We start from the raw sequence: 26,568 nt of genomic DNA on the forward strand, positions 1-26,568 counted from the left end.
GGTGCGATCCTCCGTTCATCGCGCGGACGCTGCGGCAAGGGGCCGCAGGCGTCAACGCGCCTCAGTCGAGGTCAAGCACGACCTCGCAACCCTCGCCGAAGCGCGCGCGCAGGCGCTGCCCCGCGACGGGCCGCAGCATGCCGGTGCAGGTTCCGGTGCTGACCAGGTCGCCCGCGGCGAGCCCCTGCCCGCGCCGGCGCAGCGCCTCCGCCAGCCAGAGCAGGACGTGGAAGGGATGCCCCATCGCCTCCGCCCCCGTGCCGGTGCGGCGCACGACGCCATCGACTTCGAGCGAGACGGGCAGCGCGGCGAGGTCGCCCTCCCGCCAGCCCGGGATCTCCGGCCCGATCACGTAGCGGCCATTGCCCGCGCCATCGGCGAGGATCGCCGGCATCGTCGGCAGGGACGCCATCGGGAAGCGACACTGCGCCACCTCGATGCCGCCGAGCGCGGCGCCGACCGCGGCCTCGACCTCAGGCGCGGTCCAGGGTTCGATGCGCGGCGGCAGGGGCGCACCGAGGCGCAGCACGATCTCGCATTCGATGATCGGATCGACCAGCGGCGCGAAGGGCATGGCGGCCGGCGATGCCTGCACGAGATGCCGGTAGATCGGCCCGCGCGTCGGCTCCGTCGCGCGCAGGCGGCGCTGCATCTCGGGCGTGGTCGCCGCGACCTTCCAGCCGCGGCGCGGCCAGCCGAGCATCGCGGCGACCTCCTCGCCCGCCTCGTAGCCTTCCGCCGCGTCATGCGGCAGGGCGGCGGGCGGGATCACCTGCCGATCTTCCCGCCGTGCCGTCGCCAGCAGCGAGGCCAATGCCGTGCGTTCCTCGGGCGTCATGCCGTCTCAGCCCTGCGTCGTGATGCCGGCGGCGCGCACCACCGGCGCCCAGCGGTCATATTCCTGGCGCACGAAGGCATCGGTGTCGGAGGGTGACATCCACAGCGGCTCGCTGCCGATCGCCACCAGGCGGCCGCCGATCTGCGGCGAGGCCAGCGCCTCCCGCACCGCAGCGGAGAGGCGGTCGATGACCGGAGCCGGCGTGCCGCGCGGGGCGAAGAGGCCGGTCCAGGAGCGCACTGCGTAATCCGGCACGCCCTGCTCCGTCACCGTCGGCAGGTCGCGGCGGATGGACACGCGTTCGGCCGTGCAGACGGCGATGATGCGCACGCGCCCGTCGGACGCCGGCGGCGCAACGGTCGGCAGGTTCATGAAGGCCATCGGCACGGTGCCCGAGATCAGGTCGTTGATCGCCGGCCCGCCGCCGCGATAGGGCACGTGAGTCAGGTCGATGCCGGTGCGCAGCCTGAACAGCTCCCCCGCCAGGTGGTTGGACGTGCCGACGCCCGAGGAGGCGAAGGACACCCCGCCCCTCGTCGCCCGCACCTTGGCGATCAGTTCCTGCACGTTCGTCACGCCGAAGCCGGGATGGACCGCGAGGACGTTCGGCACGTCCACCAGCATGCAGGCCGCGGGCAGCGCCTCCCGCGTGTCGTAGCCGAGGTCGCCCGAGACCAGCGGATGGAAGACGTGGTTGGAGGCGGAGGAGATCAGCAGCGTCAGCCCATCCGGCCGCGCCCGCGCGACCATGCCCATGCCGAGGGAGCCGCCCCCGCCCGGCCTGTTCTCCACCACGAAGGGCTGGCCGAACTTCTGCTCGAGCGCCGGGGCGATCAGCCGCGCCACGACGTCGTTCGAGCCGCCCGCGGCGAAGGGCACCAGCAGCGTGACCGGCCGGCCCGGCCATTGGTCCTGCGCGCGCGCCACAGCGGGCGCGACCATTGAGGCGGCCGCCAACGCCAAGACCTGCCTGCGATTCATGGACATTCTTCTCCCGGACCCGGTTTGGCTGATTGCCGTAGCGCGGCGGCCAACAGCCCGCAAGGCGCATGGCCATAGGCCGGGCCGGCGCGCCGCCTCGGGTTTCGGGCTCGGTGCGGCGCGTGGCCGGAAGGGCGGGAAACAGGGAGGGGCGGCCGCCTTGAGCGGCACGCAGCGACCCGTCGGCGCTACCTCAGCGCCGCCAGCCTCGATGCGAGGTCCAGGAACATCGCGTCGACCTCCCTGTTCAGGATCGAGGTCACGCCCATCAATGCCGCGCTGACAAGGGCGATGAGAAGACAGGATTCAACCGTTACGCTGCCCGCCTTGTCGCCGCTCAGAAACGAAAGCGTCCTGGCAAGACTGTCGACCATGTCAGGCCTCCGGATCCATGGACCGCGGGACCGAAGGGCAGCGCGCCTCTCTCATCCCTGTCCGAGGCGCATGATCGGCCGTCCCGGCTAAGAAGACGTGAAGCCCGCGGGTTTCAGGGCAGCGCCGCGAGACGTTCGCCCAGCAGCGCGAAGAAGCCTTCCGCATCGAGGGTCTCGAGCAGCCGCGCATTCGGTGCCTGGCCCGTGCGTTCCCAGCGGTCCACCACCGTCCGTCCACGAGAGGGACCGTGGCCGCAATCGACATGCACATGCACCGGGCGGGACGTGAACAGTCCCGGCGCGAGCAGCCACGCCACCGCGCAGGGATCGTGCAGCGGATGGCCGCGATGGTCGAAGCGGCGAGAAGTCGGCACACCTTCCATGATGCGCGCCGCAGCATCGAGGCAGACCCCGCCGCCGCGCGCGCGCAGCGTCGCGATGCGCGCGGGCGTCACCAGCGCCTGCGCGGTGAGTTCCAGCGTCGCGAGCGTCACCGGGCGGCCGCTCGCCAGCAGCACGCCGAGCGATTCCGGATCGGACCAGGCATTGAACTCGGCCGAGGGCGTGATGTTTCCCTCCGCCCAGGCGCCGGTCATCAGCACGATCTCCTCGACGCGGTCCGCGAGCGCCGGCTCGGTGGCCAGCGCGAGGGCGAAGTTGGTCGCCGGGCCGATACCGATGAGGGTGACACTCTCCTCCCGCCGCAGCAGGTCGCGGATCGCATCGGCCGCGATGCCGGGCGCGGAGGGCGGGCCTTCGGGCAGGATCACGCCGCCGAGGCCATCCGCTCCGTGCACCCGCGTCTCCGGCGTGAAGGCGCCGAGCAACGGCCGGTCCGCCCCCGCCACCACCGGCACGCCGCTGCGCGCAAGACCGAGGATCGCGCGCGCATTGGGCAGCGTCCGCTCGAGCCCGACATTGCCGCCTGCCACCGTCACCAGTCGCAGGTCCAGTTCCGGCGAGGCGAGCGCCAGCCACAACGCGATGGCATCATCCGTGCCGGGATCGGTATCGATCAGGCAGACGCGGCGCATCATCCGAGTTCGGTCTCGACCAGGCTGCACCAGAAGGCCGCGCCGGGCGCGAGAGCGGCGTCGTTGAAGTCGAAATGCGGGTTGTGGTGGAAGCCCTCGGGATGCGCGGGATCGCCGGTGCCGAGCCAGACGAAGGCGCCGGGGCGCTCGGCGAGGAACTCCGAGAAATCCTCGCCTGGGGTCAGCGGGGGATGGTCGTCCATGGTGTGCGCGTCGCCGAGCGCGGCACGCGCGGCCTGCACGGCGATGGCGGCCTGTTCGGCGCGGTTGATGGTGGGCGAGATGCGCCGGATGTAGCGCGGCTCCGCGGTCACGCGGCAGGTGGCGGCGACGCCATGCGCCACGGCGGCGAGGCGCGCTTCCAGGTGATCGCGGACCTCGGGCGTGAAGGCGCGCGCGGTGCCGCAGAGGAAGACCTCTGCCGGGATCACGTTCGGCGCATCGCGCGCGCCGGCGGCCATGTGGCCGACGGACAGCACGGCCGCCTGCAGCGGGTCGATCTCGCGCGCCACGATCATGGGCAGGGCGGCGATGAACTGCGCGGCGGCGAGCGGCGCATCGGTGCCGAGGTGCGGCCGCGCGCCATGGATCCCGGCGCCGCGGAAGGTCACTTCCCAGGTGTCGGAACTCGCCAGCACCGGGCCCTTCGGCACGGCGACGGTGCCAAGCGGCAGGCCCGGCAGGTTGTGCATCCCGTACACGGCATCGGCGGGGAAGCGTTCGAACAACCCGTCCCTGACCATGCGGCGGGCGCCACCGCGGCCTTCCTCGGCGGGCTGGAAGACGAAGCGCACGGTGCCGCCGAAGCGGTCGCGGTTGGCGGCCAGCCAGCGCGCGGCGCCGAGCAGCATCGCCGTGTGCCCGTCATGCCCGCAGGCATGCATCTTGCCGGGCGTGGCGCTGGCATAGTCCGCGCCGGTCGCCTCGGGCATGGCCAGCGCATCCATGTCCGCGCGCAGCGCCACGGCGCGATTGCCGCCCTGCGCCCGCGTGCCCGTCAGCGTGCCGACCACGCCGGTGACGCCGATGCCTTCCTCGACCGCGATGCCCCAGGCGCGCAGCAGGCTGGCGACGATGCCGGCGGTGCGCGTCTCCTCGAAGCCAAGTTCCGGGTGGCGGTGGAAGTCACGCCGCCAGGCGGTCATTCCCTCCGCCAGCGGGGAGAGATCGTCCGGCGATGGCATGTCGGCCTCCGTTGCTGCGGTGCGGCGAAAATGGCACTTTGGAGACTGTCCGACCACAGGCCTCCCATGGAATTCTGGCAATCCTTCGAGCCCGATGCCGGCGCTGAGGGCCCCCTCGTCGACCGTTACCCCGCCGCGATGCCGGACGGTTCCCACCTGATCCTGCCGCTGCGCGACTACGGCGATGTCGGGGTCGCCGGCTTCATCGCCAACCAGGCGGCCATAGCGGTGGCGAAGCGGATCGGCATCTGGATGGCCGAGGCGGCACGGCCCCTCGGCGCCGAGGTGGTGGTCGGAATGCCGACGCTCGGCCAGGTCTTTGCGCCGATCGTCGCCGAGGCGCTCGGCCAGGAGAACTGGGTGGCGCCAGGCTGGTCGCGCAAGCGCTGGTATGACGAGACGCTGTCGGTTCCCGCCTCCTCCTCCACCGCGCCCGGCGAGCGGCGCCTGTGGCTCGACCCGCGCATCCTGGCGCGCCTCGCCGGCAAGCGCGCGCTGCTGGTGGACGACGTGATCTCCACGGGGTCCTCGGCGCTGGCCGGGGTCGCGCTGCTGGAACGCGCAGGCGTGCGGCCCGCCGGCTTGCTGGTCGCGATGGCGCAGGGCGACCGCTGGCGTGCCGCCTGGCCCGCCGACATCCCCGTGCGCGCGGCCTTCGCGACGCCGCTCTTCGCGCGGACGCCGGCCGGCTGGGTACCGCGGCCGGGGACGGCGCCGCTCGACCTCTGCCCGCTGATCCATCGGAGGGACGCCGCATGAAGCGCCTGCTCGTTGCCGCTGCCGCGGCTGCCCTCGCCCTCCCCGCCGTCGCGCAGGAACGTGCGGAACTGCGCATCGGGGTCGAGACCGGACCGACCAGCCTCGACCCGCACTACGCCAGCCTGATCACCAACATCGCCTTCGCCCGTCACGTCTTCCAGCCGCTGGCCGAGCAGGACCACCGCCAGGTGCTGCGACCCGCCATCGCGCGGTCCTGGCGCGTGGTGGATGACACCACCTGGGAACTCGAGCTCGATCCCAACGCACGATTCTCGGACGGGCGGCCGGTCACGGCGGAGGACATCGCCTTCACCATCCAGCGCGCGGGGGATGTGCCGAACAGCCCGTCCTCCTTCCGCTACGCGACGCGGCCTGTCGTGGCGGTCGAGTCCGTCGGGCCGCGCACCATCCGCATCCGCACGCATGGTCCCTTCCCGCTGCTCCTGAACCAGTTGGCGCTGGTGATGATCGTGCCGAAGCAGGAAGGCGTGACGACCGCCGCCTTCAATGACGGCTCGGCGATGATCGGCAGCGGGCCGTATCGGCTGGTGTCCTGGCAGCCGGGCCAGCCGGCGCGCTATGCGCGCAATGACGCCTTCGCCGGCGCCGCCCCGGCCTACGCGACGGTCGAATTCCGTCCCATCGCCAATGCCGGCGCGCGCGTCGCGGCATTGCAGGCCGGCGACGCGGACCTGATCGAGATCGTCCCGCCCGACCAGTTCACGCGCTTCAAGGCGGACCAGCGCTTCGCGACCGCCGAAAGCCCCTCCAATCGGCTGATCTTCCTGACGCTCGATTCGGGGCGCGAGGACAGCCCGCATGTCCGCGCCCCCGAAGGCGCGCCGCTGCGCAACCCGCTCCGCGATGCCCGCGTGCGCCGCGCGCTGTCCATAGCCATCAACCGCGAGGCGCTGGTGGCCCGCACGCTCCAGGGCCAGGCGGTGGCGGCGGGCGACCTTGGCCCGGCGGGCTATTTCGGCACCTCGCCCGACCTGACGCCGCCGGCCTTCGACCTCGAGGGCGCACGGCGGCTGCTGGCCGAGGCCGGCTTCCCGCGCGGCTTCGCCGTGCAGGTCAACGGCCCGAACGACCGCTACGTGAATGACGAGCAGGTGGTGCAGGCCATCGCGCAGATGTGGACCCGCGCCGGCCTGCAGGCGAGCGTCGAGGTCAAGCCGCGCGGCGTCTGGCTGACCGAGGCGGCGCAGCTCCGCTATTCCGTGAACCTCGCCGGCTTCTCGCCCAATCCTGAAGTGCTCGGGATGCTCGAGACGCAGATCCATTCGTGGGACACGGTGCTCGGCCTCGGCACTGCCAATCGCGGCCGGTTCAGCAATCCGGAGATCGACGCGCTGATCCAGCGCGCCCGCACCACCATGGACGACGCCGCGCGCGCGCGCCTGACGCAGGAGGCTACACGCCGCGCCATCCGCGACGAGACCGCGCTGATCCCTCTCTATTTCCAGGTGAACACCTGGGCGATGCGGCGCGGCGTGACCTACGAGGCGCGGACGGACGAGATGACGCTGGCCTTCTCGGCGGGCCGCGCGCGCTGACGGCGGGCGGGGGCGCGGCTCGCACCCCGCCCCCTTTGCGCCGGGGCCGGAGCATGCACTACTCCGGACCGGGATTTCGGGGGAAGACGATGCCGGACGACGGCGCGGCGACGGACAGGATCATCTACTCGGCGCCGATCGGCGACGAGGTGAAGACCACCACCTGCTACATGTGCGCCTGCCGGTGCGGCATCCGCGTGCACCTCAAGGACGGCCGCGTCCGCTACATCGAGGGCAACCCGGACCATCCGGTGAACAAGGGCGTGCTCTGCGGCAAGGGCAGCGCCGGGATCATGACGCAGTATTCCCCGGCCAGGCTGCAGGCGCCGCTGAAGCGCGTCGGGCCGCGCGGGTCGGGCGAATACGCCGAGATTTCCTGGGACGAGGCGATGGAGATCGCCACCGGCTGGCTGAAGCATGTGCGAGAGACGGACCCGAAGCGCCTCGCCTTCTTCACCGGCCGCGACCAGTCCCAGTCGCTCACCGGCTTCTGGGCCGCGCAGTTCGGCACACCGAACTTCGCCGCGCATGGCGGCTTCTGCTCGGTGAACATGGCGGCCGGCGGGCTCTACACCATCGGTGGGTCCTTCTGGGAATTCGGCGAGCCCGACTGGGAGCACGCGAAGTACCTCATGATCTTCGGCGTCGCCGAGGACCATGATTCAAACCCGATCAAGACCGGCCTCGCGGCGCTGAAAAAGCGCGGGGCGAAGGTGGTCTCCGTGAACCCGGTCCGCACCGGGTATTCCGCGGTGGCCGACGAATGGGTGGGCATCCGTCCGGGCACGGACGGGCTGTTCGTGATGGCGCTGATCCATGAACTGATTCGCACCGATCGCGTGGATGGCGAGTTCCTGGTCCGCTACACCAATGCGCCCTGGCTGGTGGTTCGGAACCCGGGCGGAGCGGATGACGGGCTGTTCGCGCGCGACGCGGACGGCAAGCCGCTGGCGTGGGACCGCGCACGCGGGGCAATTCCGGCCGAGACCGTGGACCTGTCGCCGGTCCTGGTCGGCGAGTTCACCCTGCCCGACGGCCGGCGCGTGCAGCCGGCCTTCCACCTGATGGCGGAACGCTACCTCGGCGCTGAATACGCACCCGAGGCCGTCGCCGAACGCTGCGGACTTGCCGCCGACCGCATCCGGCGGCTCGCCGCCGAGGTCGCCGATGTCGCCTTCAACCAGCCGCTGACGTTGGACATCCCCTGGACGGACGTCTGGGGCCGGAAGCACGAGACGATGGTCGGTCGCCCCGTGGCCTTCCATGCCATGCGCGGCATCAGCGCGCATTCCAACGGCTTCCACACCTGCCGCGCGCTGCACATCCTGCAGATGCTGCTCGGCGCGGTCGATACGCCGGGTTCCTGGCGCTACAAGTCGCCCTTCCCGCGGCCGATCCCGCCCGGGCCCGGCCCTGCCGGCAAGACCTGCGCGCCGAACACGCCGATCGCGGGGAACCTGCTCGCCTTCCCGCATGGGCCGGACGACCTGCTGGTGGACGATGCGGGCAATCCGCTACGCATCGACCATTCCTTCTCCTGGGAAGCGCCGCTCGGCCTGCATGGGATGATGCACAGCGTCATCGGCCATGCCGAGAAGGAAGACCCGTATCGCATCGACACGCTGTTCATGTTCATGGCCAACATGGCCTGGAACAGCGCCATGAACCCGCTGGAGACGATCCGCTGCCTGACGGCGCAGGACGAGGACGGCGACTACGTCATCCCGCATGTCATCTACTCCGACGCCTACTTCAGCGAGACCGTCCCCTACGCCGACCTGATCCTGCCCGATACGACCTACCTCGAACGCTGGGACGCGATCTCCATCCTGGATCGCCCGATCGGCTCCTCGCACGGTCCGGGCGACGCCATCCGCCAGCCGGTGGTGAAGCCCGACCGCGACGTGCGCCCCTTCCAGGACGTGCTGATCGAACTCGGCGCGCGTCTCGGCCTGCCCGCCTTCGTGAAGGAGGACGGCAGCCCGCGCTTCAAGGACTACCCCGACTACATCGTGAACCATGAGCGCACGCCCGGCGTCGGCCCGCTGGCCGGCTGGCGCGGCGCGGACGGCACGAAGAAGGGCGTCGGCGAACCGAACCCCGACCAGCTCCGCCGCTACATCGAGAATGGCTGCTTCTGGCGCCACCACCTCTCGCCGGAGGAGTCCTACTTCAAGCACGCCAACGCGACCTATCTCGCCAATGCCAAGGCGATGGGGATGATGGGCAATGCCAATCAGGTCGTGCTGCAGATCTGGTCCGAGCCGCTGCAGAAGTTCCGCCTCGCTGCCGAGGGCCATGGCGCGAAGCAGCCGCCGGAACACCTGCGCGAGCGCGTCCGCTCCTACTGCGACCCGCTGCCCTTCTGGTACGCGCCGCTCGAGCAGCAGGCGCACGACACGGAGCCTTACCCGCTCTCGGCCGTCACGCAGCGACCGATGGCGATGTACCATTCCTGGGGGTCGATGAACGCCTGGCTGCGGCAGATCCACGGGTCGAACAAGCTCTACATGTCCCGCGCACGCGCCGAGACCGAAGGTCTGGCTCAGGACGACTGGGTCTGGGTCGAAAGCCGCAACGGCCGCGTGAAGGCGCAGCTCTCGCTGATGGAAGGCGTGAACCGCGACACGGTCTGGACCTGGAACGCCATCGGCAAGCGGGCTGGCGCCTGGATGCTTTCGCCCGGCGCGGCGGAGGCGCAGCGCGGCTTCCTGCTCAACCACGTCATCAGCGAATGGCTCCCGGCGCAGACCGGGCCGCGGCTCGCCAACGCCGACCCGGTGACGGGGCAAGCCGCCTGGTACGACCTGCGCGTGAAGGTGACGAAATGCGCGCCGGAGGAAGCGGGCGTGACCGATCCCTTCCCCACCATGCTCGATCCGCCGCCGCACATGCCGGAACCGCCCGACATGCTCCGCTACAATGCCGGGGGGCAGAAGCCGTGACATCCCTTCCCGAGCCGAAGGCCGGCGCGAAGAAGCTCGGCCTCGTCATCGACCTCGATACCTGCGTCGGCTGCCACGCCTGCGCGACCAACTGCAAGGAATGGAACACCAGCGGCCACATGGCGCCGCTGCCCGATCGGCATCCCTATTCCGCCGGGCAGGAGGGCGTGTGGTTCAATCGCGTCCATTCCTACGAGGCCGGCGAGGGCGAGGAAGGCCGAACCGTCCACTTCCCCCGGTCCTGCCTGCATTGCGAGACGCCCGCCTGCGTCACCGTCTGCCCGACCGGTGCCTCCTACAAGCGCGCCGAGGACGGTATCGTGCTGGTCAACACCGACATGTGCATCGGCTGCCAGCTCTGCGCCTGGGCCTGCCCCTACGGCGCGCGCGAGTTCGATGACGATGCCGGCGTGATGAAGAAGTGCACGCTCTGCGTGGACCGCATCTACAACGAGACCATTCCCGAAGACCGCCGCGTCCCGGCCTGCGTCTCGACATGCCCGGCCAATGCGCGGCATTTCGGCGACCTGGGCGACCCGGACAGCGCGGTGTCGAAGCTGGTGGCCGAGCGTGGCGGCTACGAGTTGATGCCCGAACTCGGCTACAAGCCGGTCAACCGCTACCTGCCGCCGCGCCGCGCGCCGAAGGCGGATGCCGGCCCGGCGAAGGAAGCCAGCCCGCTCCCCTCCCAGATCACCAACCCGCTGCTGCGCTGGGTCGACAAGGTGCTTTCGCGATGAATCCGGCGCCCTCGATCATCTTCTTCACCGTCGCCTCGGGTGCAGGCTACGGGCTGCTCTTCTGGCTCGGACTGCTGCGGCCGCTGGGCCAGGTGCCGCAGGGCGCGGGCTTCGGCGCGGCCGCGTGCGGGCTGGCGCTGGTGCTCATCATGTTCGGGCTGCTGTCCTCCACCGCCCATCTCGGCCGGCCGGAGCGCGCCTGGCGGGCGCTGAGCCAGTGGCGGTCATCCTGGCTGTCGCGGGAAGGCGTCGCGGCGGTGGCCACCTTCGCGCCAGCCGGGCTGTTCTTCATCGCCATGATCGGCGGCGATGAAGGACTGGCGCGACCGATGGGGCTGCTCTCGGCGGCGGGCGCGGCGGTCACGGTCTATTGCACCGGCATGATCTACGCCTCGCTGAAGCCGATCCGGCAATGGCACCACCCGCTGGTGACGCCGGGCTATCTGCTCTTCGGCGCCTTCTCCGGCGCGGCGCTGCTGGCGATGCTCGCGGGTTTCTGGGGCCAGGCGGCGACGCCGGCTGCGATCGCGGCGGTGCTGGGCGCCCTCGCCTTCGCGCTGAAGCGCGCCTACTGGGCGAGCGTCGATGCCACGCCGCCGGTGGCCACGGCGGAAAGCGCCACCGGCCTCGGCTTCATCGGCAAGGTGCGGCCGCTCGACCCGCCGCACACCGAAACGAATTACCTGCTCCGGGAGATGGCCTTCCGCATCGGCCGGGCCCACGCGAAGCGCCTGCGCGGCATCGCGAGCCTCGCCGGCTTCGCGGCGCCGACCGTGCTGCTGCTGCTGGCGCTGCTGGTCGGCGGGGTGCCGGGGGGCATCCTGGCACTCGCCGCCGCGGCCCTGGCCCTGGCCGGCCTGCTCGCCGAGCGATGGCTGATGTTCGCCGAAGCCACACATACGGTCGCCATCTATTACGGCATGCCCGAGCGCGGCTGACCTCACGCCGCTTGCTTCCGACGCTGCCTTCCCCAAGGATCGAACGGAAACGATCCGGGGAGGCAAGTTCCATGAAGCGCTCGGAATTCCTCGCGGCCGTGGCCGCGACCGCGACGACGGCGGCGCTGGGCCTGCCGCGCCCCGCCCGCGCCCAGGGTGACCCGGGCATGCTGCGCGCCGGCCTGAAGCTCAGCCCGACCTCGATGGACCCGCATTTCCGCCTGTCCGGCGAGCAGAACATCCTGCGGGCGGTCCATGCGCGGCTGGTCGGCATGTCATCCGACGGCAAGCCTGAACCCGGCATCGCGGAATCCTGGCGCCCCGTGAACGACGGCAAGGCCTGGGAATTCAGGATCCGCGCCGATGCGAAGTTCAGCGACGGCAGCCCGGTCACGGCGGAGGACGTCGCCTATTCCATCGCCCGCGTGCCCACCATCGAGGGCTCGGCCGGCGCCTACCAGATCTTCGTCCGTGCCATTGCGCGGACGGAGGTGAAGGATGCCCGCACCATCCTGCTGCATACCGCGAGCCCCTACCCCTTCATGGCCGAGGACATGACCGAGGTGGCGATCATCGCGAAATCCCTCGGCCCCGGCCTCCGTACGGCGGATTTCAACAGCCAGGCGGTGAAGGTGTTCTCGGGCCCGTACATGCTCGCGGACTATCGCTTCGGCGAGTTCGTCGCCATGCAGCGCAACCCGCACTGGTCCGGGCCGCGACCGACCTTCGACAGCGCCCACTTCAAGGTCATCGCCGCCGACGCCAGTCGCATGGCGGCGCTCATCGCTGGCGACGTCCAGGCGGTGGACGAGGTCTCGGTGCCGGACATCCCCCGGCTGCGGCGCGACCCCAACGTCAACGTCACGCAGATTGCCGGCATGCGCGTGATGTACATCTCGATGGACATGGACCGGGACGCCTCGCCGCATATCCGCGACGCCAACGGCCAGCCGATGACACGCAACCCGCTGAAGGATGCGCGGGTGCGCCAGGCGCTGTCCTACGCCATCAACCGCCAGGCGATCGTGGACCGGGTTATGGAAGGCGCGGCCACCGTCGCGTCGAACCTGTTGCCGGACGGCACGCCGGGCACGTCCTCCGCGCTGCGTGTCACGCCCTACGACCCGGAGCGCGCACGGCACCTGCTCGCCGAGGCCGGTTATCCCAACGGCTTCCAGATCACGCTGCACGCCACCAACGACCGCTATCCGAACGACGAGAAGGTGGCGCAGGCGATCGCGCAGTTCTGGACGCGCATCGGCGTGCGGACGGAGGTCGCGACCCTGCCCAACGCCGCCTTCTTCCCTGCCGCGGCGCGCCAGCAGTTCAGCGTCTTCGCGGCGCAGTACGGCGCGGACAACGTCTCCTACGCCTATCGCGCGCTGGTCCACACCTATGACCGCGAGCGCGGCCTCGGCACTGCCAACCGCACGCGGCATTCGAGCCCGCGCGGCGATGCCCTGGTGGCCGAGGCGTTGACGGAGATGGACGAGACGAAGCGGAACGCTCTGCTCGCGCGCGCGGCGGACATCGCCATCGGGGAGGAGGCGATCATCCACATGATCTACCACCCCGCCTATGTGTACGCGGCGCGGAAGCCCCTGTCGGTGACGCCCTACTACAACGGGGCCTTCCTGCCGCAGGCGGTGACGCGCGGCTGATCCGCGCGCCGGCTCGTACGGGCGGCAGCTATCGCTGAACCGTGGTCGAAGGTCGCTGCCGCCCGCACCCCCTTTGTCTTGCACGCGGCCGCCCCACCGGCCCCGACTTCGGATACGCCGGGCAGCGATGCCGGACGCATCATTCCGCCGCGCGCGCCGCCACGAAGTCGACGAAGGCCCGGATGCGCGGCATGCGGTGCCGTCCAGGCGCGGTGATGGCCCAGACGGGCACGTCTTCCGACGCGTGCTCGGCCCCCAGCAGCGCGACGAGCCGCCCATCGTCGATCGCGTCGCGCACCATGAACTCGCTCACCCGGATGATGCCGAGGCCGGCGAGCGCCATGTCGCGCAGCGCCTCGGCGCTGTCCGAGGTGACTGGCCCGCGCACGTTCAGCGCGGCGATGCGATCTCCGTCGCGGAAGGGCCAGACGGTCATGCGCGCCAGCCCGTGCAGCACGATGCAGTCATGTGTGAGCAGATCGGCCGGACGCAGCGGCGTGCCGCGCCGCGCCAGGTAGTCGGGCGCCGCGCAGATCACCCGTCGCCCGTTCGCGATCCTGCGCGCCAACAGGGACGAGTCCTCGAGCACGCCCGTGCGCAGCACCACGTCCACGCCCTCGGCCACCAGGTCCACGGGCCGGTCGATGATGGTCAGGTCCAAGGTGATGTCCGGATACTCCGCGAAGAAGGCCGGAAGCAGCGGGATCAGCCGATGCCGTGCATAGGCCGTGCTGGTGTTCACGCGCAGATGGCCGCGCGGCCTTCCGCGCCCGGCAGTCACCTCCGTCTCCGCCGCCTCGATGAGGGCGAGGATATCGCGGGCGCGGGCGGCGTAGGTTTCGCCCTCGGGCGTCAGCGCGACGCGCCGCGTCGTGCGGGTCAGGAGGCGCACGCCAAGACGCGCCTCCAGCCGTTGCACGAGCTTCGACAGGGCCGAGGGCGTCAGCGGCGAGCCGCGGGCCGCCGCGGAGAAACCTCCACGCTCGACGATGCGCAGGAAGGCCGCCATCTCGTCCGACTGGCCCATTTCGGACTCCAATTCAGCAATCTTTTGTCAACGCAGCAGATTATCGCCTGAACCTCGATGCGCGAGAAGAATGGGGAAAGGAGGGCCTCCCCATGCCCCTGGTTCGCATCCATATCCCGCAAGGCTGGCCCGAGGCGCGCATCGCCGCCTTCGGAGACGCCATCCACGACGCCCTCATCGAGACGGTGGACGTGCCGCCCGAAGACCGCTTCCAGGTCATCGCCGAGCACGCGCCGCACCGGCTGATCATGGATCCCGCCTATTTCGGCGTGGATCGGGGGCCGGGCGCCTCGGTGGTGCACATCACCTTCCGTCGCGGCCGCAGCGACGAGAAGAAGCGCGCGCTCTACGACGCCATCGCCCGGCGCGCCAAGGCCGCCGGCATCCGCGCGCAGGACGTCATGGTCGTACTGCAGGAGAATGCGGCGATCGACTGGTCCTTCGGGGCCGGCGTCGCGCAGATGTCTCCCGCGGAGGTGGTGGCATGAGCGCGCATGTCGCTGGCCATGCGCTGCGGGCGGCCGCCCGGCCCGACCTGTGGCGCAACATCGCGGATCGGTGGCTCAACCGGATCCGAGACCGCGCCGCCATGGCTACGATGACGGAGCGGGATATGCGCGATGCGGGGCTCAATCGTTATGACGTCGCGCGCGAGTGCAGCAAGCCGTTCTGGCGCGAATGACCCGGCCAGCGCGACGGCGGCCACGGACCGGCGTCGCGCGTGGCTTCGATGATGACAGGTCTTGCGGGAATGCCCTGAGGCGAAATGGTCGGAGCGGCGGGATTCGAACCCACGACCCCCAGTCCCCCAGACTGATGCGCTACCAGGCTGCGCTACGCTCCGACCGGACGCGCCGTGTAGCACCGGCCGCGACGGGTTTCCACCCCCCGCGATCAGCGCGCGAGCGCGTGCAGTTCGCGTGCGATCGCCTCGAGCTCCGCCAGCGCCTCGCGCAGCGCGGCGGTCTCCTGCTCCTCCGCGGCCGGCGGCGGATCGCCGAGCGGCAATTCGCCGGTCACGGTGGCCTGCGGCCCTTCGTCGGTGCCGTCGCGCAGCAGCCGCTGCACGCCCTTGATCGTGTAGCCCTGCGTGTAGAGCAGGTCGGAAATGCGCCGCAGCAGCGCAATGTCCTCCGGGCGGTAGTATCGCCGCCCGCCGCCGCGCTTGAGCGGCTTGAGCTGCGGGAACTTCGTTTCCCAGAATCGCAGCACGTGCTGCGGGATGTGCAGGTCGTCCGCGACTTCGCTGATGGTGCGGAAGGCCGTCGGCGCCTTGCGCGGCTTCGCGCGGCCTTCGTCGGGCGGAAGGTCCTCGCTCATGCCTCGTCCTCGGCCGGCTCGTTGTTGATGCGGGCCTTGAGCACCTGCGATGGACGGAAGGAGAGCACCTTGCGCGGCAGGATCGGCACCTCGACGCCGGTCTTGGGGTTGCGCCCGACGCGCTGCCCCTTCTGGCGTACAAGGAACGTGCCGAAGGCCGAGATCTTCACGGGATCCCCGGCCTCGAGCGCGGCGGAGATGCGCTCCAGGACAGTCTCCAGCAGCGCCGCGCTCTCGTTCCGCGACAGGCCGACATTGGCGTAGACCGCTTCGGCCAACTGCGCGCGCGTCACCGTGTTCATGCCGTGGATGATCCCGCAACCCTTTGATACAGGGAGAAAACCGGGAAGCGGAGCGGCCGTCAACCGAATTGCGGGGCGGCAGCGCGCGGGGCTCGGGTCCGCGCGCCGAGGGGCGTCAGAACCGCGCGAGCGCCGCGCCCCAGGTCAGGCCGCCGCCGATCGCTTCCATCACCACCAGGTCGCCGGCGCCGATGCGCCCGTCGCGGTGCGCCTCGGCCAGGGCCAGGGGAATGGAGGCGGCCGAGGTATTGGCGTGCCGGTCCACGGTCACCACCACGCGATCCTCGGGCAGGTGCAGCTTCTTGCCCATGGCGTTGATAATGCGCAGGTTTGCCTGGTGCGGCACCAGCCAGCGCACATCCTCGTGGCCGAGGCCGTTGGCCGACAGCGCCTCGTCCACCACCGCGGCCAGCTTGGTCACGGCGTGGCGGAAGACCTCCTTGCCCGCCATGCGCAGCAGCCCGGGCCCGCCGGTGGAACCGGCGCCGCCCTCGATGTGCAGGATGTCGCCGAAGCGCCCGTCCGAGTGCATGTGGCAGGACAGCAGCCCGCGATCGGCCGTCGTGCCCGCGCCTTCCTCGGCCCGCAGCAGCACCGCGCCGGCACCATCCCCGAACAGCACGCAGGTGCCGCGGTCGGCCCAGTCGAGGATGCGCGAATAGACCTCGGTGCCGATCACCAGCACGCAGCGCGCCTGGCCGGTGCGGATCAGGGAATCCGCGACCGCCAGCCCGTAGATGAAGCCCGTGCAGGCGGCGGCGATGTCGAAGGCAAAGCCCTTCGTGACGCCGAGCTTCGCCTGGATGCGCACCGCAGTCGCCGGGAAGGCGGAATCGGGTGTCGAGGTCGCGACCAGGATCGCATCGACCTCAGCCGGCTCGACGCCGGCGCGCGACAGCGCCTCGCGCGCCGCGGCCGCGCCCATGTCGGAGGCCGTCTCCCCCGACGCCGCCACGTGGCGGTAGCGGATCCCGGTGCGTTCGCGGATCCACGCGTCCGAGGTCTCGAGGCCGTGCAGCGCGGCGAGTTCATCGTTGGACAGGCGCAGCTCGGGCAGGTAGCCACCGCAGCCGTCGATCGTCACTCGCAGGACCATGGGCACTCTCAGCGGGATGCGGGCGCGAATCGCGGCCCGGCGGCGGACAGGCGGGAAAGCCCGTCCCGGATGCGTTCGTTGAAGCCGTGCGTCACCATGTCCATGGCGACATCGACGGCATGGGCGAAGCCGAAGGCGTCGGTACCGCCATGCGACTTCACGACGACGCCGTTCAGACCGATCAGGATCGCACCGTTGTAGCGGCGCGGATCCATCCACTCGCGCAGCCGGTCGAGCGCCGGGCGCGCCAGGAGGTAGCCGAGCCGCGCCGGCACGCTGCTGGTGAAGACCTGGCGCAACAGGTCGCGCATGAGCTTGAGCGCACCCTCGCCGGTCTTGAGCGCGACATTGCCGGTGAAGCCGTCCGTCACGATCACGTCTGTCGTGCCGGCGGTGATGTCGTGGCCTTCGACGAATCCGCGGAACTGCGCGCCGATATGCGAATCGCGCAGCACCTCGGCGGCGTTGCGCACGCGGTCGTCGCCCTTCAGCTCCTCGGAGCCGACATTGAGCAGGCCGATGGTGGGGTTGGTCAGGCCGAGCACGGCGCGCGCGAAGGCATCGCCCATCACCGCGAACTCGACCAGGTTGCGCGCGTCGCACTGCACATTGGCGCCGAGGTCGAGCAGCACCACGTCGCCGCGCGCCGAGGGCCCGATCGCGGCGAGCGCCGGGCGGTCGATCTCGGGCAGCGTCTTGATGACGATCTTGGCCAGCGCCATCAGCGCGCCGGTATTGCCGGCGGAGACGACGCCAGCCGCCTCCCCCGCCGCCACCGAGTCGATCGCAACGCGCATGGAGGACCCACGCACGCGCAGCGCCGCAGTCGGCTTCAGGTCGCCCGAGATGCGTTCCGGCGCATGGCGCAGGCTGCACGCGCGCGCCGCGCGCTTGCGCCGCGCCAAGCCGCCCGCGACCAACGCCTCGTCGCCGACGAGCAGGAAGCGGGCCTGCGGATGCCGCTCGGCCGCCAATTCCAACCCGTCGAGCACGACGTCAGGCGCCGAATCTCCGCCCATGGCGTCTATCGCCAATGCGAAGGGCGGGGCGTCCTGGGCCACCTCAGCGAATCCCGCGCGCGCGCGTCAGCACGGCGCGTCAGCCGCGGATGGTCTGGCCCACGCGCTCCGCCGCCACCACCTCACGGCCGTCGTAGTGGCCGCAGTGGGAGCAGACATGATGCGGGCGCTTCAGCTCACCGCAGTTCGAGCACTCCTGGTAGGACGGAGCGCTGAGCGCCTCATGGCTGCGACGCATGCCGCGGCGGGAAGGCGAAGTCTTCTTCTTCGGAACGGCCATGGCGCCGAGCCTCTTTCATCAAATAGTCAAGCAGGGAAGCGGGAGGGCCGGGGCTTAGCACCGCCCCCCGCCGGGCGCAAGCGCGCGCCGCCGCGGCATGCCTCAGCGCGGCCGGCGCAGCGCCGATAGCGCGGCGAAGGGACCGGTCGGCGGGGGCTCCTCCCCCTCCTCCCCGCCCGGCAGGACCGCGCCCGGCGCCCGCGGATAGGGGTCGAGGGCGAGCGAGAGTTGCTCGGCGATCGCCTCGCCGAGGTCCGCGGCGTCGTCCTCGACAGGAACCTCGTCCGGCGCCTCGGGGTCCTCCGAGGGCTCCTCCCCCGGGGCCAGGATGCGCAGCGACACCGCCTCCTCGACCGCCTGGGTAACGGGTTCGAGGGTGATGACGCAGTCCTGCACCACCTCCGCCGCGAGCCGCCCGGTGACGGCGACCGAACCGCCGGGCTCCGGCCGCAGCCGCAGCTTGGCCTCGAGCCGATTGATCGCCTGGATCCCGAAGCGCCTGGCCAGCGCCGCGCATTCGGCCGGGCTGGCCACGAGGCGTTCCTCCCGCCCCTCCTCCGGGAGGCGCGCGAGGGCGATGGGACGGTGGAATTCAGGCGTCACGGAGCAGGCCCTCCGCCGGAAGATAGCCGACCCGCCCCGCGACCAGGTCGGCGATGCCCTGCGCGCCGAGGTGCGCCGCCTGGGCCCGCGCCACCGCCGACAGGCGTTCCGGCGCGCCGCCCGGGGCGTCCCCGCGCCAGACGTTGCGCGCCAGGCCTTCGGCGAGGGCATTGTCGTCGGCCGAGTCGAGGGCGGCCTCGTAGGCCAGGGCGCGGCCGTGAAAGGCCTCCCAGGCCTGGCGCACGCGCTTGCCGACCGAAAGGTCGCCCACGCCCATCTCACGCAGGCTCTGGTCCATGTCGGAGAACATGGCGTCGAACACCGCCTGCGCCAGCGCCGGGCCGCGCGCGTCCGGGTCCTTCCGCAGGCGGCGGATCAGCAATGCGACGTGCAGGCTGATGAGGTCGAAGCGACCCTCCACCGTGTCGGGCACGCCGAGCGCGGCAAAGAGGGCAGGCTCACGCGCCGCGGCCACGGCTGCGCCGTAAAGCTCGAAGCCGGCCCGCTCGTGCGGGCGGCGGCGGAACATGGCGAGGAGACCCATGATCTGGAATGGCTCCGGCCGCCTGCGCGGTTGACCCGGGGGCGGCATGCTGTCTATCGGTTGCCGCGACATGGCCCGCCATCCCCGATCGGTCAACGCAATCCTGGTTTCCCTGGTCGCCCTGCCCCTGCTGGGCGGCTGCGGCTGGCTGTCGGAATGGATCGGTCCCGACCCGATCGAGCGCGGCAACCGCGTCGATGCCGAGCGGCTGAGCCAGATCACGCCGGGGGTGCAGACGCGCAACGACGTCGAGTCCCTGCTCGGCTCGCCGACCGCCCGCGGCACCTTCGACGAGGACAACTGGTACTACATCAGCGCCCGCACCCGGACGCAGCCGGGGCGTTACCTCGACGTCGAGGACCGCCGCGTGGTCGCCATCTCCTTCAACCGCGACGGCGTCGTTTCCGGCGTGCGGGAACTGACCGAGGTGGATGGCCGCAGCGTCACCCCGGTCTCGCGCGAAACCCCGGTGCCGGGCACCGAACGGACGCTGCTCCAGGCGTTGTTCGGCAACATCGGCCGCCCCGGTCTGGACCGCGGCCCGCAGCAGAACCCGGCATCGATCACCCGCGGGCGTTGATCCCGCGCCCGGAGGAATGCAGGCGTCGCCGGGAAACGCCCCGGCGCGCCGATTCGCTCAGAAATGGCTCCAGCCGCCGCGCGACACGTCGAGCGGCGTGCCGGCCGCATCGCGTGCGACCACCTCCGGCGCGCCCGGCACCATCTGCCCGATGCGCGTGACCGGAACGCCGGCGCGGGACGCTGCCGCGCGCACGGCCCCGGCCGCCTCGGGCGCCGCGGCGAACAGCAGTTCGTAGTCGTCCCCGCCGGTCAACAGTGCCGGCAGGAGGGCCGGATCCCGCCCCAGCAGGGCCCGCGCCGGGGCCGAGAGCGGCACCTCCGCCGCCGAGACCTCCGCCCTGCACCCCGCCGCGCGGCAGAGATGCCCGAGGTCCTGGACCAGCCCGTCGGAGACATCGAGCCCCGCCCGCGCCACCGGCGCGATCGCCTGGCCGAGCGCCAGCCGCGGTTCCGGCAGGCGGTAGCGGCGCGCGAGGTGCCCTTCGGCATCGGCCGGCACTTCCCCCCGCAGCACGCGCAGCCCGAGCAGCCCATCGCCGATGGTGCCGGAAACCCAGACATCGTCCCCCGGCCGCGCGCCGGCGCGCTTCAGTTCCGCCCCCGGCGCCACGGTGCCGAGGATGGTGAGCGACAGGCAGGTCGGCCCGGGCGTCGAGGTGGTGTCGCCGCCCAGCACGCTCAGGCCGAAGGTGCGCTGGTCCTCCGCGAGGCCGCGCACGAACCCGGCGATCCAATGGTCGGCAATGCCCCGTGCGAAGGAGGTGGTCATCAGGTAGCCAAGCGGTGCCGCCCCCATCGCCGCGAGGTCCGAGAGGTTCACCCGCAGCAGCTTGCGGCCGACCGTCTCCGGCGGGTCCTCGGGCAGGTAGTGCACGCCCTCGACCATCGCATCGGCCGCGATGACCAGCCGGCGCCCGGCCGGGATGTCGAGCACCGCGGCATCGTCGGCGAGATCGAGCGCCCCCTCCCCGGCCAGCGGCAGGAAGTGGCGGGCGATCAGCGCGAATTCTGCGGGGAGGCTCACCGCGCTGCCCCGAACTCCGCGGGCCGCAGCGTATGGGCCATGGAGTCGAGCACGCCGTTGGCGAAACGGCAGGTCTCCTCGTCGAGGAAGCCGCGCGCGATGTCGAGGTATTCGTTGATCACCACGCGCGCCGGAGGCTCGGCGCCGTTCAGCAGTTCCGCAGCCGCGGCGCGGAACACCGCGCGCAGCACGGGGTCAAGCCGCTCCAGCGTCCAGTCCTTCGCCAGATGGGCGCGGATCTCGGCGTCGCACTGCTCGGAGCGCGTCGCCGCGGCCTTCAGGATCGCCTCGAAGAGCGGGATGTGCGCGAGCGGCACGCGGCCTTCCTCGAAGGCCTCCTGCGCCGCCGCGTCGCCGGCGCCGATGCGGTGGCGGATGAACTGGTGGGCGACGGTCTCGGCGCTCTCGCCGGTCTGCTCCGACTGGAACAGGGCCTGGACGGCGGCGACGCGGGCGCCTGTGCGCGGGCGGCCCGTGGGCTTCGGACGCATGCTCATCCGGCCAACCCCCAACGGCGCGCCAGCGCGACCTGGCCGAGCACGGCATGCGCCGCCTCGGCGCCCTTGTTCATGCGGTCGTCGCGCGCACGGGCCTCGGCCTGGGCGATCGTGTCCACCGTCAGCAGCCCGAAGCCGATCGCCGCGGCGCTGCGCGTCGAGACATCCATCACGCCGTTGCAGATGGCGTCGCAGATGAAGGTGTAGTGGTCGGTCTCGCCCTTCACGACGCAGCCGAGCAGCAGGAAGCCGTCCCAGCGGCGCGGCGACTTCAGCGCCATGGCGAGGGCTGCCGGCAGTTCGTAGCCGCCGGCGACCTCGACCACTTCGGCCGTGGCGTTGACGTCGGCGAAGACGCGCTGCGCGCCGCGCAGCATGCCGTCCACCACCTCCCGGTAATAGGGCGCCTGGATGACGAGGATGCGGGGCGCGGGGCCGGCCAGGGTGGCGGCGCCGCGCTCCGGGGAATCGAGGGTGCTCAAGGCGTGCTGTCCGTGGGAATGGGCCGGGTCTCGATGTCCTCGATCCCGTAGCCCTCGAGGCCGACGATCGGCCGCGGGTGGTTGGAAAGGCGGATCATGCGCTTCACGCCGAGGTCGGCGAGGATCTGCGCACCGATGCCGTAGTCGCGCAGTTCGGGCGCGATGGCGCGCGCGCGGTGCAGTTGCTCGGAAAGGTCGTGCGTGCGCGCGTCGCGCAGCAGCACAACCACGCCGCGGCCTTCCTCGGCGATCATGCGCATGGCCCCGTGCAGCTCGCCGATGCCGCGCCCGGCGACGATGTCGTTCAGCAATGAGGCGGCATGCACGCGCACCAGAACCGGCTCCTCGCCGGAAGGTTCCCCCTTGACCAGGGCCAGGTGCTCGCCGGCGGCGACGGTGCTCGCATAGATCACTGCGCGCCATTCGCCGCCCACCGCCTGGACCAGCGCCGTGTCCTCGACGCGGCGCACCAGGCGCTCGGTGCGGCGGCGATGGGCGATCAGGTCGGCGATGGTGCCGAGCTTCAGCCCGTGATGCTGGGCGAAGGCCACCAGGTCCGGCATGCGGGCCATGGTGCCGTCATCATTCATGATCTCGCAGATCACGCCGGAGGGGTTCAGGCCGGCGAGGCGCGCGAAATCCACCGCCGCCTCGGTGTGGCCGGCGCGGACCAGCACGCCGCCCTCGCGCGCCACCAGCGGGAAGACGTGGCCGGGCGTGACGATGTGCTCGCGCCCGAGTTCCGGGTTGATGGCGACGGCGACGGTGCGCGAGCGATCCGCCGCGCTGATGCCGGTGGTCACGCCCTCCCGTGCCTCGATCGAGACGGTGAAGGCCGTCTGGTGCCGCGTGCCGTTGGATTGCGCCATCAGCGGCAGCGCCAGTTCATCGACCCGGTGCTGCGTCATGGACAGGCAGATCAGCCCGCGCGCATAGCGGGCCATGAAGTTGATCGCGTCCGGCGTGGCGAATTGCGCGGGGATGACGAGGTCGCCCTCGTTCTCGCGGTCCTCGTCATCCACCAGGATGAACATGCGGCCGCGGCGCGCTTCCTCCAGCAGTTCCTCGGTAGGCGAGATGAACTCCGCGAAGGAGGTGCGGACGGTGCCGCCCGCCATGGTCGTGCTCAACGATCGTACTCCCGGAGCCGCGCGACATAACGCGCCATCATGTCCACCTCGATGTTGACCTTGTCGCCGGGCTGCAGCGTGCCGAAGGTGGTGACCGAGGCGGTGTGCGGGATGATGTTGACCCCGAACACCTCCCCGTCAACCTCGTTGACCGTCAGGGAAACGCCGTCGATGGCGACCGAGCCCTTGGGCGCGATGAAGGGGGCGACCGCCTTCGGCACCCGGAAGCGCCAGCGGACCGAGGCGTTCTCCGGCGTGGCCGAGACCACCTCCCCCACCCCGTCCACATGACCGGCGACGAGATGCCCGCCGAGCTCGTCCCCCATGCGCAGCGCGCGCTCGAGGTTGATGCGCGTGCCGGGCTTCCAACCGCCCACCGTGGTCTTGGCGATGGTTTCGGCCGAGCAATCCACCGAGAAGGCATCCGCCGCCAGGTGCACCACCGTCAGGCACACGCCCGAGCACGCGATGGAGGCGCCGAGGGCAGCCGGCGACGGCTCGGCGAGGAAGACGGGCGAGGTGCCGATGACCAGGCGCAGGTCGTGCCCGCCGCCGATCGGCTGCACTTCCCGCACCGTGCCCAGGGCCGTCACGATCCCGGTGAACATGGGGGCACCTCCTCGATGCGCTCGAACTCGGTCAGGACATCCGCGCCCAGGGCACGCAGGGCGACGCGGCGGAAGCGGGGCATGGCGGCAAGTGCGGCAAGGTGCAAGCCCTCGGCCGCCGGGCGGCCCTCCGCACCCATGACGCCGGCGGCGTGGAACCAGGCCAGCCGATCGACCAGCCCCGCGCGCAGCAGGGCCGCGGCCATGCCGGCGCCGCCTTCGGCCAGCACGCGGGTCACGCCCCGGCGGGCCAGGGCGGCAAGAAGGGCGGCAAGGTCGAGCCCGGCCTCGGCAGCGGGGGCGGTCATTACCTCGACCCCCGCGGCGATGAAGGGGGCAAGCGCGGCCGGCGGATGGCCGGGCGCCGTCACGATGGAGGTCGGCGCGATCCGCGCGGTGCGCACCAGTCCAGCCGTGACCGGCGTGCGGAGCCGCGCATCGGCGACGACGCGCAGCATGGGCACACGCTCCATGCCGGGGATGCGGCAGGTCAGGTCGGGGTCGTCGGCAAGGGCAGTGCCGGAGCCGACCAGCACGGCGTCATGGCGGGCGCGCATGGCGTGCACCTCCCGCCGCGCCTCGGGGCCGGTGATCCAGCGGCTCTCGCCGGCCGCAGTGGCGATGCGGCCGTCCAGCGTGGTCGCCAGTTTCAGCGTGACCACCGGCAGGCCGGACTGGATGCGGCGGAAGAAGCCGGCGTTGAGCGCCCTCGCCTCCCGTTCCAGCAGTCCTTCCTCCACCACGATACCGGCGTCGCGCAGCATGGCGAGGCCGCGCCCGTTCACCCGCGCATCGGGGTCCCGCATGGCCATGACCACGCGGGCGACGCCGGCCTCGGCCAGTGCGTTGCAGCAGGGCGGCGTGCGGCCATGGTGGGAGCACGGTTCCAGCGTGACGTATGCGGTGGCGCCGCGGGCGCGGGAGCCGGCGCGGCGCAGCGCCTCCGTCTCGGCGTGCGGGCGCCCGCCGGGCTGGGTCCAGCCGCGGCCGACCACCTGGCCGTTCCGAACCAGCACGCAGCCGACGGCCGGGTTCGGCCAAGCGTTGCCGAGACCCCGCCGGGCGAGCGCCAGGGCGGCGCGCATATGGGCTGTGTCGTCCATGCTCCGGGCCGATGTGGGGGCGAGGCGGCCCGGCCGCTATTCCTTCTTCCCGAGTTCCCCGAGGAAGGCCTGGAAGTCCTTCGCCTCCCCGAAGTTCCGGTAGACGCTGGCGAAGCGGACATAGGCGACCTGGTCCAGCTCCTTCAACGACTCCATCACGATCTCGCCGATCTTGCGGGAGGGGATCTCGGTCTCGCCTTCCGTCTCGAGCCGGCGCTGGATGGAGTTCACCAGCCGCTCGATCCGGTCCTCGTCAACCGGGCGCTTGCGCAGGGCGACGCGGATGGACCGCGCCAGCTTCTCCCGGTCGAAGGGCACGCGGCGGCCATCGGTCTTGAGGACCGTGATCTCGCGCAGCTGCACGCGCTCGAAGGTCGTGAAGCGCGCCCCGCAGGCGGCGCAGGCCCGCCGGCGCCGGATCGCCGCCGCGTCCTCGGCCGGGCGGCTGTCCTTCACCTGGGTGTCCTCGGCGCCGCAGAAGGGGCACTTCATCGCGGGCGCCTCAGGCCGGATAGACGGGGAAGCGGCGGCAGAGCTCGAGCACCTTGGCCTTCACCGCGGTTTCGACCGCGCTGTTCACGCCGTCGGCGTTGGAGGCGGCAGCGCCGTCCAGCACTTCCCCGATCAGGCGGCCGACCTCGCGGAACTCCTCCGTCCCGAAGCCGCGCGTGGTGCCGGCCGGGGTCCCGAGGCGCACGCCGGAAGTGACCATCGGCTTCTCGGGGTCGAAGGGGATGGCGTTCTTGTTGCAGGTCAGGTGAGCGCGGTTCAGCGCCGCTTCCGCCACCTTGCCGGTCAGGCGCTTGGGTCGCAGATCCACCAGCAGCAGGTGGTTGTCGGTGCCACCGGTCACGAGGTCGAGGCCCTGGGACTTCAGTTCCTCGGCCAGCGCCTGGGCATTGGCGACGATCTGCGCGGCATAGGCGCGGAAGTCCGGCCGCAGCGCCTCGGCGAAGGCCACGGCCTTGGCGGCGATGACATGCATCAGCGGGCCGCCCTGCAGCCCGGGGAAGACCGCGGAGTTGATCTTCTTCGCCAGTGCTTCGTCATTGGTGAGGATCATGCCGCCACGCGGGCCACGCAGCGTCTTGTGCGTGGTGGTCGTCACGACATGCGCGTGCGGGAACGGGGACGGGTGCGCTCCACCGGCCACCAGCCCCGCGAAATGCGCCATGTCCACCATGAAATAGGCGCCGACCTCGTCCGCAATCTGGCGGAAGCGGGCGAAATCCCAGTGGCGGGCATAGGCCGAGCCGCCGGCGATGATCAGCTTCGGCTTCGATTCGCGGGCGATGCGCGCGACCTCGTCCATGTCGATGCGCTGGTCGTCGCGGCGCACCGTGTAGGGAACGGGCCTGAACCACTTGCCGGAGAGGTTGGCCGGCGAGCCGTGCGTCAGGTGCCCGCCGGCAGCGAGGTCGAGGCCCATGAAGGCGTCGCCCGGCTGCAGCAGCGCCAGGAACACGGCCTGGTTGGCCTGGGCGCCGGAATGCGGCTGCACATTGGCGAATCCGCAGCCGAACAGCTTGCAGGCACGCTCGATCGCGAAGCGCTCGGCGATGTCCACCGCCTCGCAGCCGCCGTAGTAGCGGCGGCCGGGATAACCCTCGGCGTACTTGTTGGTCAGGACGGAGCCCTGGGCCTCGAGCACCGCACGGGAGACGATGTTCTCCGAGGCGATGAGTTCGATGCCGTCCTGCTGGCGGGCCAGTTCCTCGGCCACCGCGGCGGCAAGGTCGGGGTCGGCCTCGGCGAGGGAGGCATGGAAGAAGGTCTCGGCGGGGGCGGCGCCGGCGGCGAGGCCGTCCGGCGCGCGGAGGGGAGCGGGGGCGGGGCGCGTCATGGATCGGGTTTTGCGCCGGGGGGGCGCGGCTTGGCAAGGCGCCCCGTGCCGGACGGCCCGGCTGGGGCCGGGCAAGGCATCCGTGCCGCGCCCGGTCG

At 71.5% G+C, this 26,568-nt stretch carries 30 protein-coding genes and 1 tRNA gene; 9 read left to right on the top strand and 22 right to left on the bottom strand.

The features are described 5' to 3' along the window. Window positions 1–61: 61 nt before the first annotated feature. The 5 genes from GXW76_RS15255 to GXW76_RS15275 all read right to left on the bottom strand — a co-directional run bounded on the left by GXW76_RS15255 (window position 62) and on the right by GXW76_RS15275 (window position 4,411). Window positions 62–838 (bottom strand): 2-keto-4-pentenoate hydratase, encoded by a 777-nt coding sequence (locus GXW76_RS15255; RefSeq protein WP_211862946.1) that lies wholly within the window; start codon window positions 836–838, stop codon window positions 62–64. Between the two features lie 6 nt (window positions 839–844). Then, window positions 845–1,819: a Bug family tripartite tricarboxylate transporter substrate binding protein gene (locus GXW76_RS15260; protein WP_211862947.1), complete on the bottom strand. Its 975-nt coding sequence runs from the start codon at window positions 1,817–1,819 to the stop codon at window positions 845–847. A gap of 188 nt (window positions 1,820–2,007) precedes the next feature. Next, entirely contained in the window at window positions 2,008–2,193 is a 186-nt protein-coding gene (locus GXW76_RS15265; RefSeq protein ID WP_211862948.1) for a hypothetical protein, read from the bottom strand. Window positions 2,194–2,306: 113 nt separating this feature from the next. Continuing rightward, on the bottom strand, window positions 2,307–3,230 hold the full coding sequence (locus GXW76_RS15270) for a nucleoside hydrolase (RefSeq protein ID WP_211862949.1): 924 nt from the start codon (window positions 3,228–3,230) through the stop codon (window positions 2,307–2,309). After that, window positions 3,227–4,411, bottom strand: coding sequence for an amidohydrolase (locus GXW76_RS15275; protein ID WP_246514378.1), 1,185 nt, complete (start codon window positions 4,409–4,411; stop codon window positions 3,227–3,229). The genes GXW76_RS15270 and GXW76_RS15275 overlap by 4 nt, the downstream gene beginning before the upstream one ends. 66 nt (window positions 4,412–4,477) lie before the next feature. Here GXW76_RS15275 and GXW76_RS15280 point away from each other — a divergent pair, with 66 nt between their 5' ends. The 6 genes from GXW76_RS15280 to GXW76_RS15305 all read left to right on the top strand — a co-directional run bounded on the left by GXW76_RS15280 (window position 4,478) and on the right by GXW76_RS15305 (window position 13,010). Continuing rightward, window positions 4,478–5,170: a phosphoribosyltransferase gene (locus GXW76_RS15280; RefSeq protein WP_211862950.1), complete on the top strand. Its 693-nt coding sequence runs from the start codon at window positions 4,478–4,480 to the stop codon at window positions 5,168–5,170. Then, on the top strand, window positions 5,167–6,726 hold the full coding sequence (locus GXW76_RS15285) for an ABC transporter substrate-binding protein (protein WP_211862951.1): 1,560 nt from the start codon (window positions 5,167–5,169) through the stop codon (window positions 6,724–6,726). The genes GXW76_RS15280 and GXW76_RS15285 overlap by 4 nt, the downstream gene beginning before the upstream one ends. Before the next feature lie 89 nt (window positions 6,727–6,815). Further along, entirely contained in the window at window positions 6,816–9,671 is a 2,856-nt protein-coding gene (locus GXW76_RS15290; RefSeq protein WP_211862952.1) for a molybdopterin oxidoreductase family protein, read from the top strand. Next, the gene (locus GXW76_RS15295) at window positions 9,668–10,411 is read left to right on the top strand and encodes a 4Fe-4S dicluster domain-containing protein (RefSeq protein ID WP_338150970.1); all 744 of its coding nucleotides are present in this window, start codon (window positions 9,668–9,670) and stop codon (window positions 10,409–10,411) included. Before GXW76_RS15290 ends, GXW76_RS15295 begins: the two co-directional genes overlap by 4 nt. After that, a complete protein-coding gene (locus tag GXW76_RS15300) occupies window positions 10,408–11,349 on the top strand; it encodes a dimethyl sulfoxide reductase anchor subunit family protein (protein ID WP_211862954.1) in 942 nt (313 codons plus the stop codon). Before GXW76_RS15295 ends, GXW76_RS15300 begins: the two co-directional genes overlap by 4 nt. 71 nt (window positions 11,350–11,420) lie before the next feature. Continuing rightward, a complete protein-coding gene (locus GXW76_RS15305) occupies window positions 11,421–13,010 on the top strand; it encodes an ABC transporter substrate-binding protein (protein WP_211862955.1) in 1,590 nt (529 codons plus the stop codon). Window positions 13,011–13,149: 139 nt separating this feature from the next. Here GXW76_RS15305 and GXW76_RS15310 read toward each other — a convergent pair whose 3' ends face one another. Continuing rightward, window positions 13,150–14,037, bottom strand: coding sequence for a LysR family transcriptional regulator (locus GXW76_RS15310; RefSeq protein ID WP_211862956.1), 888 nt, complete (start codon window positions 14,035–14,037; stop codon window positions 13,150–13,152). A 92-nt stretch (window positions 14,038–14,129) separates the two neighbouring features. Here GXW76_RS15310 and GXW76_RS15315 point away from each other — a divergent pair, with 92 nt between their 5' ends. Beyond that, the gene (locus tag GXW76_RS15315) at window positions 14,130–14,525 is read left to right on the top strand and encodes a tautomerase family protein (RefSeq protein WP_211862957.1); all 396 of its coding nucleotides are present in this window, start codon (window positions 14,130–14,132) and stop codon (window positions 14,523–14,525) included. Beyond that, window positions 14,522–14,719 carry a DUF1127 domain-containing protein gene (locus GXW76_RS15320; protein ID WP_211862958.1) on the top strand — a complete coding sequence of 66 codons (198 nt, stop codon included), beginning with the start codon at window positions 14,522–14,524 and terminating at the stop codon, window positions 14,717–14,719. Before GXW76_RS15315 ends, GXW76_RS15320 begins: the two co-directional genes overlap by 4 nt. 85 nt (window positions 14,720–14,804) lie before the next feature. On the opposite strand, the gene GXW76_RS15325 is transcribed toward GXW76_RS15320, so the two are convergent. The 8 genes from GXW76_RS15325 to GXW76_RS15360 all read right to left on the bottom strand — a co-directional run bounded on the left by GXW76_RS15325 (window position 14,805) and on the right by GXW76_RS15360 (window position 19,201). After that, window positions 14,805–14,881: transfer RNA gene (locus GXW76_RS15325), tRNA-Pro, on the bottom strand. A gap of 50 nt (window positions 14,882–14,931) precedes the next feature. After that, window positions 14,932–15,357 (bottom strand): MerR family transcriptional regulator, encoded by a 426-nt coding sequence (locus tag GXW76_RS15330; protein WP_211862959.1) that lies wholly within the window; start codon window positions 15,355–15,357, stop codon window positions 14,932–14,934. Continuing rightward, window positions 15,354–15,659 (bottom strand): integration host factor subunit alpha, encoded by a 306-nt coding sequence (locus tag GXW76_RS15335; protein WP_211862960.1) that lies wholly within the window; start codon window positions 15,657–15,659, stop codon window positions 15,354–15,356. Before GXW76_RS15335 ends, GXW76_RS15330 begins: the two co-directional genes overlap by 4 nt. A 115-nt stretch (window positions 15,660–15,774) precedes the next feature. After that, the gene (locus GXW76_RS15340; protein WP_272876079.1) at window positions 15,775–16,755 is read right to left on the bottom strand and encodes a beta-ketoacyl-ACP synthase III; all 981 of its coding nucleotides are present in this window, start codon (window positions 16,753–16,755) and stop codon (window positions 15,775–15,777) included. A gap of 8 nt (window positions 16,756–16,763) precedes the next feature. After that, window positions 16,764–17,774, bottom strand: a complete 1,011-nt coding sequence (plsX, locus tag GXW76_RS15345; protein WP_211862972.1) for a phosphate acyltransferase PlsX — start codon at window positions 17,772–17,774, stop codon at window positions 16,764–16,766. 79 nt (window positions 17,775–17,853) lie between these two features. Then, the gene (rpmF, locus tag GXW76_RS15350) at window positions 17,854–18,054 is read right to left on the bottom strand and encodes a 50S ribosomal protein L32 (protein ID WP_211862961.1); all 201 of its coding nucleotides are present in this window, start codon (window positions 18,052–18,054) and stop codon (window positions 17,854–17,856) included. 102 nt (window positions 18,055–18,156) lie between these two features. Then, window positions 18,157–18,657: a YceD family protein gene (locus GXW76_RS15355; protein WP_211862962.1), complete on the bottom strand. Its 501-nt coding sequence runs from the start codon at window positions 18,655–18,657 to the stop codon at window positions 18,157–18,159. Beyond that, window positions 18,647–19,201: a ubiquinol-cytochrome C chaperone family protein gene (locus GXW76_RS15360; protein ID WP_211862963.1), complete on the bottom strand. Its 555-nt coding sequence runs from the start codon at window positions 19,199–19,201 to the stop codon at window positions 18,647–18,649. Before GXW76_RS15360 ends, GXW76_RS15355 begins: the two co-directional genes overlap by 11 nt. A gap of 70 nt (window positions 19,202–19,271) precedes the next feature. On the opposite strand from GXW76_RS15360, the gene GXW76_RS15365 reads away from it, so the two are divergent. Further along, entirely contained in the window at window positions 19,272–19,781 is a 510-nt protein-coding gene (locus tag GXW76_RS15365) for an outer membrane protein assembly factor BamE (protein ID WP_246514380.1), read from the top strand. Between the two features lie 57 nt (window positions 19,782–19,838). On the opposite strand, the gene thiL is transcribed toward GXW76_RS15365, so the two are convergent. The 8 genes from thiL to glyA are packed head-to-tail and all read right to left on the bottom strand — an operon-like array spanning window position 19,839 to window position 26,470. Beyond that, window positions 19,839–20,807: a thiamine-phosphate kinase gene (thiL, locus tag GXW76_RS15370; RefSeq protein ID WP_211862965.1), complete on the bottom strand. Its 969-nt coding sequence runs from the start codon at window positions 20,805–20,807 to the stop codon at window positions 19,839–19,841. Further along, window positions 20,804–21,304 carry a transcription antitermination factor NusB gene (gene nusB / locus GXW76_RS15375; RefSeq protein ID WP_246514382.1) on the bottom strand — a complete coding sequence of 167 codons (501 nt, stop codon included), beginning with the start codon at window positions 21,302–21,304 and terminating at the stop codon, window positions 20,804–20,806. Before nusB ends, thiL begins: the two co-directional genes overlap by 4 nt. Next, window positions 21,301–21,786, bottom strand: coding sequence for a 6,7-dimethyl-8-ribityllumazine synthase (ribH, locus tag GXW76_RS15380; RefSeq protein WP_211862966.1), 486 nt, complete (start codon window positions 21,784–21,786; stop codon window positions 21,301–21,303). The genes nusB and ribH overlap by 4 nt, the downstream gene beginning before the upstream one ends. Further along, window positions 21,783–22,904, bottom strand: a complete 1,122-nt coding sequence (gene ribB / locus GXW76_RS15385; protein WP_211862974.1) for a 3,4-dihydroxy-2-butanone-4-phosphate synthase — start codon at window positions 22,902–22,904, stop codon at window positions 21,783–21,785. The genes ribH and ribB overlap by 4 nt, the downstream gene beginning before the upstream one ends. 8 nt (window positions 22,905–22,912) lie before the next feature. Then, complete coding sequence (locus tag GXW76_RS15390) at window positions 22,913–23,524, bottom strand: riboflavin synthase (RefSeq protein ID WP_211862967.1); 612 nt, start codon at window positions 23,522–23,524, stop codon at window positions 22,913–22,915. After that, window positions 23,506–24,627, bottom strand: coding sequence for a bifunctional diaminohydroxyphosphoribosylaminopyrimidine deaminase/5-amino-6-(5-phosphoribosylamino)uracil reductase RibD (gene ribD, locus GXW76_RS15395; RefSeq protein WP_246514384.1), 1,122 nt, complete (start codon window positions 24,625–24,627; stop codon window positions 23,506–23,508). Before ribD ends, GXW76_RS15390 begins: the two co-directional genes overlap by 19 nt. Window positions 24,628–24,663: 36 nt before the next feature. Then, entirely contained in the window at window positions 24,664–25,119 is a 456-nt protein-coding gene (gene nrdR / locus GXW76_RS15400; RefSeq protein WP_211862968.1) for a transcriptional regulator NrdR, read from the bottom strand. 10 nt (window positions 25,120–25,129) lie between these two features. Then, window positions 25,130–26,470 carry a serine hydroxymethyltransferase gene (gene glyA / locus GXW76_RS15405; protein ID WP_211862969.1) on the bottom strand — a complete coding sequence of 447 codons (1,341 nt, stop codon included), beginning with the start codon at window positions 26,468–26,470 and terminating at the stop codon, window positions 25,130–25,132. Between the last annotated feature and the right edge of the window lie 98 nt (window positions 26,471–26,568).

Source organism: Neoroseomonas soli (genome assembly GCF_018129065.1).
GTDB classification, from domain to species: Bacteria; Pseudomonadota; Alphaproteobacteria; order Acetobacterales; family Acetobacteraceae; genus Neoroseomonas; species Neoroseomonas soli.